12 protein-coding genes are annotated in these 16,259 nt (G+C 61.5%); 9 read left to right on the top strand and 3 right to left on the bottom strand.

Going from position 1 to position 16,259, the window contains the following annotated elements:
* Positions 1–3: 3 nt before the first annotated feature.
* The gene (locus ACF8R3_RS03215) at positions 4–1,977 is read right to left on the bottom strand and encodes an S-type pyocin domain-containing protein (RefSeq protein ID WP_392514946.1); all 1,974 of its coding nucleotides are present in this window, start codon (positions 1,975–1,977) and stop codon (positions 4–6) included.
* A gap of 555 nt (positions 1,978–2,532) precedes the next feature.
* Between ACF8R3_RS03215 and gcvH the strand changes: the two genes are divergently transcribed.
* From gcvH to ACF8R3_RS03190, 5 genes are all read left to right on the top strand, one after another.
* Positions 2,533–2,916 (top strand): glycine cleavage system protein GcvH, encoded by a 384-nt coding sequence (gene gcvH / locus ACF8R3_RS03210; protein WP_100852164.1) that lies wholly within the window; start codon positions 2,533–2,535, stop codon positions 2,914–2,916.
* An 11-nt stretch (positions 2,917–2,927) separates the two neighbouring features.
* Positions 2,928–5,783, top strand: coding sequence for an aminomethyl-transferring glycine dehydrogenase (gene gcvP / locus ACF8R3_RS03205; protein ID WP_196124868.1), 2,856 nt, complete (start codon positions 2,928–2,930; stop codon positions 5,781–5,783).
* Positions 5,784–5,864: 81 nt separating this feature from the next.
* Positions 5,865–6,986, top strand: a complete 1,122-nt coding sequence (gene gcvT / locus ACF8R3_RS03200; protein ID WP_196126950.1) for a glycine cleavage system aminomethyltransferase GcvT — start codon at positions 5,865–5,867, stop codon at positions 6,984–6,986.
* Positions 6,987–7,344: 358 nt separating this feature from the next.
* Positions 7,345–7,557 (top strand): cold-shock protein, encoded by a 213-nt coding sequence (locus tag ACF8R3_RS03195; RefSeq protein ID WP_058637521.1) that lies wholly within the window; start codon positions 7,345–7,347, stop codon positions 7,555–7,557.
* An 89-nt stretch (positions 7,558–7,646) separates the two neighbouring features.
* Entirely contained in the window at positions 7,647–8,135 is a 489-nt protein-coding gene (locus ACF8R3_RS03190; protein ID WP_058637520.1) for an RDD family protein, read from the top strand.
* Between the two features lie 95 nt (positions 8,136–8,230).
* Here ACF8R3_RS03190 and lptG read toward each other — a convergent pair whose 3' ends face one another.
* Entirely contained in the window at positions 8,231–9,292 is a 1,062-nt protein-coding gene (gene lptG, locus ACF8R3_RS03185) for an LPS export ABC transporter permease LptG (RefSeq protein ID WP_023533306.1), read from the bottom strand.
* On the bottom strand, positions 9,285–10,400 hold the full coding sequence (gene lptF / locus ACF8R3_RS03180) for an LPS export ABC transporter permease LptF (protein WP_058604428.1): 1,116 nt from the start codon (positions 10,398–10,400) through the stop codon (positions 9,285–9,287). Before lptF ends, lptG begins: the two co-directional genes overlap by 8 nt.
* Before the next feature lie 301 nt (positions 10,401–10,701).
* Between lptF and ACF8R3_RS03175 the strand changes: the two genes are divergently transcribed.
* From ACF8R3_RS03175 to ACF8R3_RS03160, 4 genes are all read left to right on the top strand, one after another.
* The gene (locus tag ACF8R3_RS03175; protein ID WP_078479044.1) at positions 10,702–12,195 is read left to right on the top strand and encodes a leucyl aminopeptidase; all 1,494 of its coding nucleotides are present in this window, start codon (positions 10,702–10,704) and stop codon (positions 12,193–12,195) included.
* Positions 12,196–12,243: 48 nt separating this feature from the next.
* Positions 12,244–12,672, top strand: coding sequence for a DNA polymerase III subunit chi (locus ACF8R3_RS03170; protein WP_196142820.1), 429 nt, complete (start codon positions 12,244–12,246; stop codon positions 12,670–12,672).
* A 5-nt stretch (positions 12,673–12,677) separates the two neighbouring features.
* Positions 12,678–13,025 (top strand): hypothetical protein, encoded by a 348-nt coding sequence (locus ACF8R3_RS03165; protein WP_058637516.1) that lies wholly within the window; start codon positions 12,678–12,680, stop codon positions 13,023–13,025.
* Between the two features lie 289 nt (positions 13,026–13,314).
* The gene (locus tag ACF8R3_RS03160) at positions 13,315–16,161 is read left to right on the top strand and encodes a valine--tRNA ligase (RefSeq protein WP_196124871.1); all 2,847 of its coding nucleotides are present in this window, start codon (positions 13,315–13,317) and stop codon (positions 16,159–16,161) included.
* Positions 16,162–16,259 lie beyond the last annotated feature (98 nt).

The raw sequence follows: 16,259 nt of genomic DNA, 5'->3' as shown, positions 1-16,259 counted from the left end.
GTCTCATTTCCGCTTATGCAAGGCTCGATGGAATTTTGGAGATATTATTCTCAGGTTATCAACGTCATACACATCTCCACCATCAGCAATACGTATCACGTGATGAATTTCATACTTGATATTTTTACCGACAACCTCATCAAGCTCTGCAAAGGGTGCAAGGCCCCTGCGCATGATCTGTAGTTCAGCTGGCGTAAATTCATTTTCGAACAACGGGCTTCGGCCAATAGTCTGCCACAGGCGACGCCTGAACGCCGCCCAACTGCTAAACTTCTTACCCCTCAATTTACTGGCAACTTGCTGCGGAATCGGCACCCCCTCGCGGTTCCCCGCCGTCAAAAAGGTGCCTGTGATCAGCTGTCCTTTACCTTTCACCACCCCCGGCATGTTCCGACGGCTCTTGAACATCACGTAGAGCGGTGGCAGCCCGGAGTCGCTTGGGAATATGATGACAACGTCATCGAACCCGAAGTCCGGCAAGTCCGGATACGTGTCCAACCGGACTTGAAGGGGTTCGAGGATGGGGCCAATGAGGTGGGTAGGAGACGGCAGTGCAGGTGGCAGGCTTGTCGAACTGTCTGTCGGTTCGATCGCCGGTGTCCAGGTCAGGGTTCTGGGCGGCACATCGTCGGTGACGACCGTGTACTGACCGCTCTGGGCGTCGTAAGCGGCCTTCAATACGGGCACTGCAGAAGGGATCACCTGGCCATCGGTATTGGCCACGAACAGTTCGATTGGCCCGCCCAGCGTCTGCACCTCGCCCATGCGCAACGGCAGGTCGATCACTGCCCGCTCGACCGCCTGCGTTTGAGCGGCGGAATCAAGCTCGATCGACAATTCGGTCAGGGGCACACTCAGCAGATAGTTGCCAAGCGGCAACACCTTTGCCTTGCGCTCCCCATTACCCAGCTTGGGCGCATGCAACAGTGCGGCAATGCCGATCAGGAACGGGGTGGCAACCGCTTCCAACGAGGCGGCGTTCAACGCGCAGATGGCACCGCGTACAGCGGCTCCAAGCGAAACGCCAGCAGCGAGGCTAACCGGCGTAGCGCCAGCGGACAGGCTGAGATGCGCCTGTGCCTTTGCGATGGCCAGCGGCACTGGGTAGGTATTGGCCTGTTTGAGGGTTTGCTCGGCCAGGGCTTTTTCAGCGGCGGCTTTGGCGGCGGCTTCACGCGCAATAGCCTCGGCCTCGGCTTTTGCTTTTGCCAGGGCCTGTGCTTGTTTGAGGGCCTGCTCCTGAGCGCGTGCCTGGGCTTGGGCCTCAGCACGTGCCCGTGCTTGAGCCTCGGCACGTGCCTGTGCCTCAGCCTGGGCGCGTGCCTGAGCCTCGGCTATCCGCTGCGCCTGCGCGTCAGCGAGCGCCTGCGCCTCGGCTTGTGCAAGCGCGTGCTGCAATGCGCCGATTTGACCCTGGAGCATTTGAATTTCGGCATCGCGCAGTTGCGTTTGATAGGCAGCCGTGAACGATTCCTGGATCAGCGTGCGCAAATCGTCCTTTCGCACGACACCTTTTTCAAACCATCTGTAGGTGGCGTCGATATAGTCTTTTCGCGTCTTGCCCAGTGGCGTCGATCCAAAATATCGGTCTGCTACTTCAGTCTGAACATGACGGTCTTCAACTTTACGCGCGATCAACAGGTTACGCGCGGCAATGTCGTGTGCGAGCATGCCGGCGGTAGACGCGGGTGGCGGCCCTAGCGTCTGTTTTACCAAAGCGACATCATGCTCGAGGGTTTGAGCCACACGTCCCAGCGCTTGGGTAAATACTGCACTGGCATGGTCATTTACAGTTTCCAGAATCTGCGGTTCACTGTTTATCACATACCGGAAATGTTCAATTATTGTACTGCCTGGGTGATACTGGTCGGCGGGAAACAATGGCCCTGAATAGCCGGGAGGAAGAAGATTGGGCCCTGAGGGTGTACCTCCCACATAGGTAGGAGGCAATTCAACTTGCCTGCGCTTGCGTGTCATACATCATCCTTAATCAAGCTTACAAACAAGCCAGGCATCATGAATATGCCTGACGGTCGTCATGAGCGATCCGCCTGATTTGTCACTCAGGCATGTAGAGGATCACGCGTGAACCGTACAGGCGATCCATGCGGGCAATGAGAGGGTCAAAGTTCCCGACAACTAAAGTTATACAGGAAGTAGATCCTGCTAAAACGTTGTCGACCCCGTCAGGGAACTCTGGTTATTGTTTGCCAGATTTAATGTTTGACTATTGCTGTGCAGCGTCATCCATTTCTCAAGTTGGAACATGAAATCAGCCGTATCAAATTCAATACACCGTATCAAAAACGGTACACCGCCCATCCCACGCCGCGCTGAGAGATGAACGGCGCCCAAAGGAATAACCAGGACTTGATCGTATCGATTTCGTTACAGAAGTCTATTCGGTAATCAGCGAGCCAGCACTCCCTCCCCCGCTTTCATGGGTCCATGCCCAGTTGGCCACGTTATTGCTTACTGAAAACCCACCAGAGCGCGAACCTAATCGTGCCACCCGGTCCACGAGGATTTTTCATGAGCGAGTTGCGTTTCACCGACGACCACGAATGGCTGCGTGTAGAAGCCGATGGCAGCGTCACCGTAGGGATCACCGCCTATGCCCAGAATGCACTGGGCGATGTGGTGTTCGTGCAGCTGCCGGAGCTGCAGCACTATGACAAAGGCAGCGAAGCGTCCACCGTCGAGTCGGTCAAGGCTGCCAGCGGCGTGTACATGCCGCTGGCCGGCGAAGTGATTGAGGTCAACGCCCAGCTTGAAGATAGCCCCGAGCTGGTCAACGAGGACCCGCTGGGCGAAGGCTGGTTCTTCCGCTTCAAGCCTGCCGACGCCAGCGCTGTGAGCGCCCTGCTCGACCAGGGTGCCTACGACCGCCTGCTCAACGCCAACGACGACGCCTGAGGAACCACGCCATGACGATCAACCTCGGCACTGCCAATGAGTTCATTGCCCGTCACATCGGGCCACGCAGCGAAGACGAGCAGGCCATGCTCGCCACTCTGGGCTTCGATTCACTGGAGGCCATGACCGACGCCGTCATCCCCGCCAGCATCAAGGGTACCAGCGTGCTGGGCACGGACGATGGGCACAGCGAAGCGGATGCGCTCGCCGCCCTGAAGGCCATCGCCGGCAAGAACCAGCTTTTCAAAAGTTACATAGGCCAGGGTTACTACAACACCCACACGCCCGCGCCCATCCTGCGCAATCTGCTGGAAAACCCGGCCTGGTACACCGCGTACACGCCCTACCAGCCAGAAATTTCCCAGGGCCGGCTGGAAGCCTTGCTCAATTTCCAGACCCTGATCAGCGACCTCACAGGGTTACCGATCGCCAATGCTTCGCTGCTCGATGAAGCCACGGCGGCTGCCGAAGCCATGACGTTCTGCAAGCGCCTGTCGAAGAACAAGGCCAGCAACCGCTTCTTTGCCTCGATGCATTGCCACCCGCAGACCCTCGATGTACTGCGTACCCGCGCAGAGCCCTTGGGCATCGAGGTGCTGGTGGGCGACGAGCAGGCGCTCGATGATGCCAGCCCATTCTTCGGCGCTTTGCTGCAGTACCCCGCCAGCACCGGTGGTATCTTCGATTACCGGGAGGTGGTGCAGCGGTTCCATCACGCCAATGCGTTGGTGGCCGTGGCGGCAGACCTGCTGGCCTTGACTCTGTTGACCCCACCTGGCGAGTTCGAGGCCGACGTGGCCATCGGCAGCGCCCAGCGCTTTGGTGTGCCCCTGGGCTTCGGCGGGCCGCATGCGGCCTACTTCGCGACCCGCGATGCCTTCAAGCGCGACATGCCAGGGCGCCTGGTCGGCGTGTCGATAGACCGCTTCGGCAAGACGGCCCTGCGCTTGGCCATGCAGACACGTGAGCAGCACATTCGCCGCGAAAAGGCCACCAGCAACATCTGCACCGCCCAGGTGCTGCTTGCCAATATTGCCAGCATGTTCGCCGTCTATCACGGCCCTGAAGGCCTCAAGCGCATTGCCCAACGTACCCACAGCCTGACCGCCATCCTGGCACAGGGCCTGCGGGCAATGGCTGTGCCGGTCGTGAGCGACACGGCATTCGATACCCTGACCCTGGCTACCGGCGATGCCACCCTCAGCCTGCACGAGAAAGCGCGCGCCCAAGGCATCAACCTGCGCCAGGTCGATGCCGGCCATGTAGGTGTATCGCTGGACGAAACCACCACTCCGGCCGATGTGCAGGCGCTGTGGCAGCTGTTCGGCGCTGGTCAAACGCAGCCTGACTTCCAGGCGCTGGCCGCCAGCAGCGGTACACTACTGCCCGAGGCCTTGCTGCGTCGTTCGACGTTCCTCGAACACCCCGTGTTCAACCGCTACCACAGCGAAACGGAGTTGATGCGCTACCTGCGCAAGCTGGCCGACAAGGACCTGGCCCTGGACCGCAGCATGATCCCGCTGGGCTCGTGCACCATGAAGCTCAACGCGGCCAGCGAAATGATCCCGGTCACCTGGGCAGAATTCGGCAACCTGCACCCCTTCGCCCCAGCGCAGCAGAGCCAGGGCTACTTGCAATTGACGTCGGAGTTGGAGGCCATGCTCTGCGCAGCCACGGGCTACGATGCCGTATCGCTGCAACCCAACGCCGGTTCTCAGGGCGAGTACGCGGGCCTATTGGCGATCCGCGCCTATCATCGCAGCCGTAACGAAGGGCATCGCGATATCTGCCTGATCCCTTCTTCAGCCCATGGCACCAACCCGGCAACGGCCAACATGGCCGGCATGCAGGTGGTGGTCACGGCCTGCGACGCGCGCGGCAACGTTGACGTCGCCGACCTGCGTGCCAAGGCCATCGAGCACCGCGAACGCCTGGCGGCGCTGATGATCACCTACCCGTCCACCCATGGGGTGTTCGAGGAAGCGATCGGCGAGATTTGCGCCATCGTCCACGACAACGGCGGCCAGGTTTACATCGACGGCGCCAACATGAACGCCATGGTCGGCCTGTGCGCGCCGGGCAAGTTCGGGGGCGATGTGTCGCACCTGAACCTGCACAAGACCTTCTGCATTCCCCATGGCGGCGGTGGGCCGGGCGTAGGGCCGATCGGCGTGAAATCGCACCTGGCGCCCTTCCTGCCGGGCCATGCCGCCCTGGGCACTGCCGAAGGCGCGGTATGCGCCGCACCCTTCGGCAGCGCCAGCATCCTGCCGATCACCTGGATGTACATTCGCATGATGGGGGGCGCGGGGCTCAAGCGGGCTTCGCAGATGGCCATCCTCAATGCCAACTACATCGCTCGCCGCCTGGAGGAGCACTACCCGGTGCTGTACACCGGCAGCAATGGCCTGGTCGCCCATGAGTGCATCCTGGACCTGCGCCCGCTCAAGGACAGCAGTGGCATCAGCGTCGACGACGTGGCCAAGCGCCTGATCGACTACGGCTTCCATGCCCCGACCATGTCGTTCCCGGTGGCAGGCACACTGATGATCGAGCCGACCGAAAGCGAATCACGGGAAGAGCTGGACAGGTTCTGCGAAGCCATGATCCAGATCCGCGAGGAAATCCGCGCGGTAGAGGACGGCACGCTGGACAAGGACGACAACCCGCTCAAGAACGCGCCGCACACCGCAGCGGAACTGGTGGGCGAATGGGCCCATGGCTACTCCCGCGAGCAAGCGGTCTACCCGCTGCCTGGCCTGGTGCAAAGCAAGTACTGGCCGCCTGTGAGCCGGGTCGACAACGTCTTTGGCGACCGCAACCTGGTCTGTGCCTGCCCGTCGATCGAAAGCTACCAGGACGTCTGACAGCGCCGGATCCTGAGTGTGTCATTCGCCTGGCGGTCAATGTCCCCGGACATTGACCGAAACCCATGCAAGGAGTCATCGATGTCCGAAACACTGCTCAAAACCCCACTGCATGCCCTGCACCTGGAACTGGGTGCGCGCATGGTGCCCTTCGCGGGCTACGACATGCCGGTGCAGTACCCTCTGGGCGTGCTCAAAGAGCACCTGCACACCCGTGAACAAGCCGGGTTGTTCGACGTCTCGCACATGGGGCAAGTTCTGCTCAAAGGTCGCGACGCTGCCAGTGCCCTGGAAACGCTGGTACCGGTCGACATCATCGACCTGCCCGTTGGCATGCAGCGCTATGCCATGTTCACCAACGAACACGGGGGCATCCTCGACGACCTGATGGTCGCCAATCTGGGTGACGAAACACTGCTGCTGGTGGTGAACGCCGCCTGCAAGGATCAGGACCTGGCGCATCTGCAGCGGCATATCGGCCAACGTTGCGAGGTCCAGCCGCTGTTCGACCAGCGTGCCCTGCTCGCCTTGCAAGGGCCGGCAGCGGTCAAGGTTCTGCAGCGTCTGGCGCATGAAGTGGCTGACATGACGTTCATGCAGGTGCGTCCTGTCACGTTACTGGGCCATCCGTGCTGGGTCAGTCGGTCGGGTTACACCGGGGAGGATGGTTATGAGATCTCCGTGCCGGTGGCGGGCGCAGAGACGCTCGCCAGGGAGCTGCTCAAGCAGCCAGAGGTCCAGCCGATCGGCCTAGGGGCCCGTGACTCGTTGCGCCTGGAAGCTGGCCTGTGCCTGTATGGCCATGACATGAGCAGCGACACCTCGCCCGTGCAAGCCAACCTGGTGTGGGCAATGTCCAAGCCACGTCGGGCCGATGGTGCCCGTGCCGGCGGCTTTCCGGGCGCGCAGGCCATCTTCGGCCAGCAACGTGAGGGTGTAAAACGCAAGCGGGTTGGTTTGCTGCCCCAGGAACGCACACCTGTGCGCGAAGGCGCCGAGATTGTCGATGCAGAAGGTACCCTGGTCGGCACCATCTGCAGTGGCGGCTTTGGGCCCACACTCAGCGCCCCTGTGGCGATGGGGTATGTCGACACCGAACATGCCGCCCTGGACACGCTTTTATATGCCCTTGTGCGCGGTAAGAAGGTGGCCTTGAAAGTCAGTAAAACGCCGTTCGTAGCGCCCCGTTACTATCGCGGTTAAGGCAGTTTCATCGACGACGTGGCAGTGCTCGGTATCTTCGTTTACGAACGTGGCGCGCGCCACTGCGAACATGGCGCCAGGCCAGGCGCCATGCACTTTTCGGCGATTTGACCAAGGGTTGTAAAACAGTCACTTTTACACCCGCTGCAAGGCTTGTTTTTCGCTCGGTAGTTGGCGTAGAGTCAACGCACTGTGTTTGCATGGGTCGCAACAGTTCGTGACCTGGGCCAGTAGCCGCAATCTGCTACAACCCGTTCGACGTCTCTTACTTTCCTGCAACCCAGCCCAGTACTCTTTTGCTTGTTTGAAAGCGAAAGAAAACTGTCATCCAAACCTAAGTTTCATAGGAAATAAGACCATGTCTCAGCGTCAGAACGGTACCGTCAAGTGGTTCAATGACGAAAAAGGTTTCGGCTTCATCACCCCAGAAAGCGGTGCTGATCTTTTCGTGCACTTCCGCGCCATCGAAGGCAACGGCTTCAAGAGCCTGAAAGAAGGCCAGAAAGTTACTTTTGAAGCCGTACAAGGCCAGAAAGGTATGCAGGCTGACAAGGTACAGGTAGCTGAATAAGCCTTGTTACCCCCAAAAAAGCCCCTGCTCAGTGCAGGGGCTTTTTTTTGCCCGTAGAATGGCGGCTTTGCGTGATGGAGCTATTCTGCATGTCCAAGCCTGTGCTGCATCCCCAAGGTGATTTCCCTCCGGTCGGCCTCGGCAGGCGTCTGGCTGCGGTGTTCTATGATTTTTTGCTGTGCACGGCCTTGCTGATCGTCACCGCAGGCCTCTACAAGATGGTCCAGATGGCGATCATCGGCCAGCAGCGTATGCGCGAACTCACCGAAGCAGGCGCGCTGGACGGCGACCCTTTGCTGTCCACGGTGCTGCTGTTCGTGCTATTCGGTTTCTTCGCCAAGTTCTGGACCCATGGCGGGCAAACACTAGGCATGCAGGTCTGGGGCGTGCGTGTGCAGAACGCCGATGGCTCGCCCATCACGCTCTGGCAGGCGCTGTTGCGGTTTGTCGTTTCCATCGCCTCGTGGCTATGCCTGGGGCTGGGTTTCTTCTGGGCCCTGGTCGACAAGCGCAAACGCAGCTGGCACGACATCTACTCCGAGAGCCAACTGGTTCGAGTCCCCAAGCCGAAGAAATGAAGCGCTCTACTCAAGCGGCAGCGGCCCTGAAACACGAGGGGCCGCTATAGCGGCCCCTAGGGTCAAGCACGCAGCCATGCGGCTGCGCAGCGGGTTTATCCAGCGCGGCGCAACAACCACAAGCCTGCCACAGCACAGATGCCGGCTGGCAGCACCACCGCAAGCAAAGGCGGGAAGCCGAACACCTGGCTGGATGGGCCCAGCAGGTCCTGGGCAATACGGAACACGAAGCCCACCAGCACGCCGGTGAAGACACGCTGGCCAAGCGTCACCGATCGCAGCGGCCCGAAAATGAACGAAATGGCCATGAGTACCAGGGCTGCCGTAATGGCCGGTTGCAGGACCTTGGTCCAGAAGGCCAGCCAGTAGCGGGCGTTGTTCAGCCCTTGGTCGGACAGGTAGTGGATGTAGTCCCACAGGCCGGTGATCGACAGCGATTCAGGCGCCAGCACCACCGTGTTGAGCAACTGCGGCGTGACCGACACATCCCATTGTTCTTCAGGGTTTTGCACGACTTCGGTACGGTCGCCATGGAACAGTGTGGTGCGCACATCGGTCAGCAGCCAGTGATCGTTTTCGTAACGCGCCCGGCGCGCAAAGCTGGAGCTGATGATCTTGCGCTGGTCGTCGAACCGGTAGCGGGTCACACCCAGCAGAAGGCCGTTGGGCTGCACGGAGTTGATGTGCACGAACTCCTCGCCCTGCCGGTGCCACATGCCACGCTTGGAGCTTTGCGCTTCACCGCCACCCTGGGCCAGGGAGCGATCGGCCTGGGCTTTGTTTTCGGTGACCGGTGCCACGTATTCGCCGATCAGCAGACCAACCAGCATCAGCACCAGCATCGGTTTCATCACCGCCCAGACGATACGACCGATCGACACCCCAGCGGCGCGCATGATGGTCAGCTCACTGCTGCTGGCCAGCGTACCCAGGCCGATCAGGCAGCCGATCAGCGCCGCCATCGGCAGCATGTCGTACAGCCGCCGCGGCGCGGTAAGTAGCACATACTTGCCTGCTTCGAGCACCGTGTAGGTATCGCTCAGGTCGCCCATTTCGTCGATGAAGGCAAACAGCGAGGCCAGCCCCAGGATGATGCCCAGCACAGCCAGGATAGCCACCAGCACGCTCTGGCCGATATAACGATCGAGCTTAGCCACGGGCCACCTCCGCACGACGGGCTGCGCGCTTGAGGCGAAGGGGTTCCCAGTACATCAGGCCCAAGCCGATGAGCAGGAACAGCCCATGCACCCACCACATGCCAAGGGCGATGGGCAACTTGCCCTTCTCGAGTGCACCGCGCACGGAAATCAGCATTGTCAGGTACGCCATGTACAGGAGGATGGCTGGCAGCAGCTTGAGGAACCGCCCCTGCCGGGGGTTGGCCCGCGACAGCGGCACGGCAAGCAGGGTCACGATGAACACCAGGATCGGCAGGGACAGGCGCCATTGCAGTTCGGCGCGCTCTCGCAAATCCTGGGCACCGAACAGATCGGTGGTGGGGATCGCCTCGCGCTCGGTGACCTCCTCGCTGACTTCAGGCTTGGGCAACAACACGCCATACGTGTCGTACTTGATGGCGCGGTAGTCGGCCTGGCCTGGGTTGCCGTCGTAGCGGTAGCCGTTTTCGAGCACCAGGTAACGGTTGCCGTCAGCCTGGATTTCCTGGTGCCCGCGCTCGGCCACCAGCACCGACGGGGCGCGGTCCTTGGTCTTGTCCTGGTTGAAGCGTTTTTCCGAGATGAACACGCCGCCCAGGTTTACCCGGTCATCGGAAAGCTGCTCGGTGTAGGTCACCCGCGAACCATCGCGCAGGGTCTGGAAGCGGCCCGGCACCAAAGTGTCGAATTCGGTCAGGGCATCCTGCTGGCTGATGATCTTCTGCACCTGGGCCACGCCCAGGGGTGCCAGGCTCAGGCTCAGCCACGCCACCAGCAGCGCCACCAGTGCCGCGGGCGCCATGGTCATGGCCAGCAGGCGCTGCTGGCTCATGCCGGTGGCCGACAGCACGGTCATTTCGCTTTCCAGGTACAGCCGGCCATAGGCCAGCAGAATACCCAGGAACAACCCCAGCGGCAGGATCAGTTGCAGGAAGCCCGGCAGGCGGAACCCCATGATCAGGAACAGGACGCCAGGGTCGAGCACCCCCTGTGCAGCCTGGGCCAGGTATTTGATGAAGCGCCCGCTCATGATGATCACCAGCAGCACGGCGCTGACGGCGCTCAAGGTCACCAGGACCTCGCGGGATAGATAACGAAAGACGATCAAACCAGACACTCCTGGGTTGTCAGCACGGACTGCCAATCGATGGCACCAGACGATGACTTAGTACATCCAAGGCCAATGCTGGTTCGCCCAAGGCGAACCTCCATATAAAGTGCGCGCATTATCCTGTGATTGACCGCGCCTGTCACTTGGCCGCACATCGCACAGCACGCCGGGGTTGTCAGCACGCCGGCCGCAGGCTCAAACTGGCAGCTTTTCCACTGGCCTGCCACCGCGCAGCCAGTCGCGTTCCAAGCGCCGGCCAGCACGGCGCCACACGTATCGATCATTCGGGGACCCTGAGATGGAACTGGTTGTAAAAAGCGTAGCCGCTGCATCGGTCAAGACCGCAACGCTGGTCATCCCAGTCGGTGAAAAACGTGCCTTGGGCACCGTGGCCCAGGCCGTGGACCTGGCAAGCGAGGGCGCCATCAGCGCTGCGCTCAAGCGTGGCGACCTGGTCGGCAAGCCTGGCCAGACGCTGCTGCTGCACGCCGTTGCGGGCCTGAAGGCCGAGCGTGTGCTGCTGGTGGGTAGCGGCAAGGACGAGGCGCTGGGTGATCGCACCTGGCGCAAGCTGGTGGCCAGCGTTGCCGGTGTGCTCAAGGGCCTCAACGGCGCCGACGCCGTTCTGGCACTCGATGACATTGCGCTGAGCAACCGCGATACAGGCTACGGCAAATATCGCCTGCTGGGCGAAACCCTACTCGATGGCGAGTACGTATTCGATCGTTTCAAAAGCCAGAAGGCCGAGCCTCGGGCGCTGAAGAAAGTCACCCTGCTCACCACCAAACTCAACCAGGCCGACGTGGAGCGCGCCGTGCGCCACGCCAGTGCCATTGCCACCGGCATGGCCTATACCCGTGACCTGGGCAACCTGCCTCCCAACCTGTGCCATCCAAGCTACCTGGCCGAGCAGGCCAAGGAGCTGGGCAAGGCGCACAAGGGCCTGAAAGTCGATGTGCTGGACGAGAAGAAGATCAAGGACCTGGGCATGGGCGCGTTCTACGCCGTCGGCCAGGGCAGCGATCAACCTCCGCGTCTGATCGTGCTTAACTACCAAGGCGGCAAGAAAGGTGACAAGCCCTACGTGCTGGTGGGCAAGGGCATCACCTTCGACACCGGCGGCATCAGCCTCAAGCCCGGTGCCGGCATGGACGAGATGAAATACGACATGTGCGGCGCAGCCAGCGTGTTCGGTACCCTGCGTGCGGTGCTGGAACTGCAGCTGCCCATCAACCTGGTGTGCCTGCTCGCCTGTGCCGAGAACATGCCCAGCGGCGGCGCCACTCGCCCCGGTGACATCGTCACCACCATGAGCGGCCAGACCGTGGAGATTCTCAACACCGACGCCGAAGGTCGCCTGGTGCTGTGCGATACCCTCACCTACGCCGAGCGTTTCAAGCCCCAGGCAGTGATCGATATCGCCACGCTCACCGGCGCCTGCATCGTCGCCCTGGGCAGCCACACCAGCGGCCTGATGGGCAACAACGACGAGCTGGTCAGCCAACTGCTCGAAGCGGGCAAGCGCGCCGATGACCGCGCCTGGCAATTGCCGCTGTTCGATGAGTACCAGGAACAACTGGACAGTCCGTTCGCCGACATGGGCAACATTGGCGGGCCGAAAGCCGGCACCATCACCGCCGGTTGCTTCCTGTCGCGATTCGCCAAGGCCTATGACTGGGCGCACCTGGATATTGCCGGTACCGCCTGGATCAGCGGTGGCAAGGACAAGGGTGCCTCCGGTCGGCCAGTGCCCCTGTTGACCCAGTACCTGCTGGACCGTGCCGGCGCCTGACGGCGAGCGCCGGCAGCGCCTCGGGCACTGCCGGCCAACGGAACTCACATGAGCAAAGTCGACTTCTACATACTGCCCACCGATTCGCTGGAGGCGCGCCTGGATTTCGCCTGCAAGCTGTGCGACAAAGCCTGGCGTCTAGGCCATCGCGTCTACCTGCATTGCCAGGATGACGATCAGCGTGCCGCCTTGGACAGGCGTTTGTGGGCATTCAGGGGCGAAGCCTTCGTGCCCCATGACCTGGCCGAAGACCACGCCGATGCGCGCGTGGCGCTTGGTGTCGGGGATCATGCACAGGGGCACCAGGACTTGTTGATCAACCTGGGCGCCAATGTTCCCGGTTTTGTCAGCCAGTTCGAGCGGGTTGCCGAGATCGTGGTTGAAGAGGCCGCCATCCGCCAATCAGCGCGTGAGCGATTCCGTTTCTACCGTGAACAAGGCTATGCTCTGCAAGACCACCGCTTACAGCGATTTTGATAACGATGGACAAGCACGCTCCCCTGCCCGGCTCCACCCACCTGCTCGACGACCTCGAGTCGATCCGCCAACTGCTTGGCGATGCCGACCTGCAACCGCCTTTGCTCACCGACACGGTGGAACAGGCGCCCTCGCCCGTTGACAGCGCTGCCGACCCGGCTGCCAGCGACAACCCCCTTGATGACCCGCAAGCACGTCGCCAGGACACCCTGCTGCACCTTGAAAGCGAACTGCGCGCTGCAGCGCAGATGATCATGCAGGATGTGATCAACGACTTTACCCCGCACATCGAAAACGAGATCAAGCGTCGCCTCGATGCGCGCATCGAGCGGTTGATCAAGCGTTCGGAGTGAAAGGGCTGCTGAGCACCTGGCCTTTACAACCCCTGCAAGCTACGCCCCTCTGGTAGGAGCGGCCTCGTGCCGCGATGGGCCGCGCAGCGGCCCTATTTTATAAGATGTGATTCAAATACTGGGGCCGCTTCGCGGCCCATCGCGGCACGAGGCCGCTCCAACGCGCCAATCGCTAACGCCAACTGCGATGAAGACCGCTTGCCCACCCAGCAGCCGCTTGTCGCCTGCGCCCTTCGGCTTGGTTATACTTCCCGGCTTTCCCGAATAAATGCACAGGGTCCCGCCGCGCATGGATAAGACCTACCAGCCGCACGCCATCGAAACTTCCTGGTACAACACCTGGGAAGCCGAGAACTATTTCGCCCCACAAGGTGCAGGCGAGTCCTACACCATCATGATCCCGCCGCCAAACGTGACCGGCAGCCTGCACATGGGTCATGGCTTCAACAACGCGATCATGGACGCCCTGATCCGCTTCCGTCGCATGCAGGGTCGCGACACCCTCTGGCAGCCGGGTACCGACCACGCGGGCATCGCCACGCAGATGCTGGTCGAGCGCCAGCTTGAAGCCAAGGGCCTGAACCGTCATGACCTGGGCCGCGAACAGTTCCTGGAAAAAATCTGGGAGTGGAAGGACCAGTCGGGCGGCAACATCAGCCGGCAGATTCGTCGCCTTGGCTCCTCCGTAGACTGGAGCCGCGAGCGCTTCACCATGGACGATGGCCTGTCCGAAGCGGTCAAGGAAGCGTTCGTGCGCCTGCACGAAGACGGCCTGATCTACCGGGGCAAGCGCCTGGTCAACTGGGACACCAAGCTGCACACCGCCATTTCCGACCTGGAAGTGGAAAGCCACGACGAGAAAGGCCACCTGTGGAACCTGCGCTACCCGCTGGCCGACGGTGCCACCACCGCCGAGGGGCTGGATTACCTGGTGGTCGCCACCACGCGTCCGGAAACCCTGCTGGGTGACGCTGCCGTCGCGGTTAACCCCACCGACGAACGCTACCAGGCCCTGATCGGCAAGTTCGTCGAGTTGCCGCTGGTTGGCCGTCGCATCCCCATCGTCGCCGATGACTACTGCGACCCTGAGTTCGGCACCGGTTGCGTCAAGATCACCCCGGCCCACGACTTCAACGACTATGAAGTCGGCAAGCGTCACAACCTGCCGCTGCTGAACATTTTCGACAAGAATGCCGTGGTGCTGCCGGCGGCTCAGGCGTTCAACCTCGATGGTTCGCTCAATGACCAGGTAGACACCGCCCTGCCGTCCCAGTATGCCGGCCTTGATCGCTTCGTTGCACGCAAGCAGATCGTTGCCGACCTGGAAGCCCAGGGCCTGCTGGTCGGCATCGACGACCATGCCTTGAAAGTGCCCAAGGGTGACCGCTCGGGCACCATCATCGAACCGTGGCTGACCGACCAGTGGTACGTTTCCACCAAGCCACTGGCCGAGCCTGCCATTGCTGCGGTCGAAGATGGTCGTATCCAGTTCGTGCCCAAGCAGTACGAGAACATGTACTTCTCCTGGATGCGCGACATCCAGGACTGGTGCATCAGCCGTCAGCTGTGGTGGGGCCATCGTATCCCGGCCTGGTACGACGAGGCGGGCCGGGTCTACGTCGGGCGCAACGAAGAGGAAGTGCGCAGCAAGCACGGCCTCGGCGCGGACGTGAACCTGCGTCAGGATGACGACGTACTCGATACTTGGTTCAGCTCGGGCCTGTGGACCTTCTCGACCCTGGGCTGGCCGGAGCAAACCGAGTTCCTCAAGAAATTCCACTCCACCGATGTACTGGTGACCGGGTTCGACATCATCTTCTTCTGGGTTGCGCGCATGATCATGTTGACCATGCACCTGATCAAGAACGAGGACGGCACGCCCCAGGTTCCGTTCAAGACCGTGTACGTGCACGGCCTGGTGCGTGACGGCCAGGGCCAGAAGATGTCCAAGTCCAAGGGCAACGTGCTGGACCCGCTGGACATCGTCGACGGCATCACCCTCGATGCCCTGCTGGAAAAACGCACCAGCGGCATGATGCAGCCCAAGCTGGCCGAGAAGATCGCCAAGCAGACCAAGGCCGAGTTCCCCGAGGGCATTGCCAGCTACGGCACCGACGCCCTGCGCTTCACGTTCTGCTCCTTGGCCTCGACCGGTCGCGACATCAAGTTCGACATGGGCCGCGTCGAAGGCTACCGCAACTTCTGCAACAAGATCTGGAACGCTGCCCGCTACGTGCTGGACAAGGGTGAGGACTGCGGCCAGAACGGCGAAGCCTACGAGCTGTCGCTGGCCGACCGCTGGATCATCTCGCAGCTGCAGCGCACCGAAGCCGAAGTGACCCGTCAGCTTGAGCAGTTCCGCTTCGACCTGGCCAGCCAGGCGCTGTACGAATTCATCTGGAACCAGTACTGCGACTGGTACCTGGAGCTTTCCAAGCCGGTGTTGTGGGACGAGCAGGCCCCTGTGGAGCGCGCCCGTGGCACGCGCCGTACCTTGGTTCGCGTGCTGGAAGTGGCATTGCGCCTGGCCCACCCGTTCATGCCGTTCATCACCGAAGAGATCTGGCAGCGCATCGCGCCCCTGGCCGGCGTCGAAGGCAAGACCATCATGCTGCAGCCCTGGCCCCAGGCCAATGATGCACGCATCGACGTGGCTGCCGAAGGCGACATCGAGTGGCTCAAGGAGCTGATGGTCGGCTTGCGCAACATTCGCGCCGAAATGAACATCGGCCCCGGCAAGCCCCTGCCGCTGTACCTGAAGAACGCCAGCGCCGACGACCAGCGTCGCCTGCAGGAAAACGAAGCCTTGCTCAAGAAATTGGCCAAGGTCGAATCGTTCACCGTGCTGGGCGACAACGACGAGGCGCCATTGTCCGCCACGGCGTTGGTGGGCGACCTGCAGGTGCTGGTACCGATGGCCGGGCTGATCGACAAAAATGCCGAACTGGCCCGCCTGAACAAGGAAATCCAGCGCCTGCAAGGCGAAGTGGCGCGCGTGGGTGGCAAGCTGTCCAACGCCGCATTTGTCGACAAGGCACCGCCTGCCGTCATCGAGAAGGAACGTGCCAAGCTGGCCGAGTCCGAGCAGGCGTTGGCGAACTTCACCGAGCAGCATGCGCGGATTGCAGCGCTGTAACCTGACAATGCTGACCTGACCAGCGAGGGCTTCGCCCTCGTTTCGCGGCACAAGGCCGCTCCCACAGGAACGGCGCTGCCTTCAAGGAGCCCCACTAT

The sequence above is a fragment of the Pseudomonas sp. FYR_7 genome (genome assembly GCF_043106155.1).
GTDB classification, from domain to species: domain Bacteria; phylum Pseudomonadota; class Gammaproteobacteria; order Pseudomonadales; family Pseudomonadaceae; genus Aquipseudomonas; species Aquipseudomonas parafulva_B.
The sequence above is the reverse complement of the archived record's forward strand: the minus strand, read 5'-3'. Positions and strand labels throughout refer to the sequence as shown.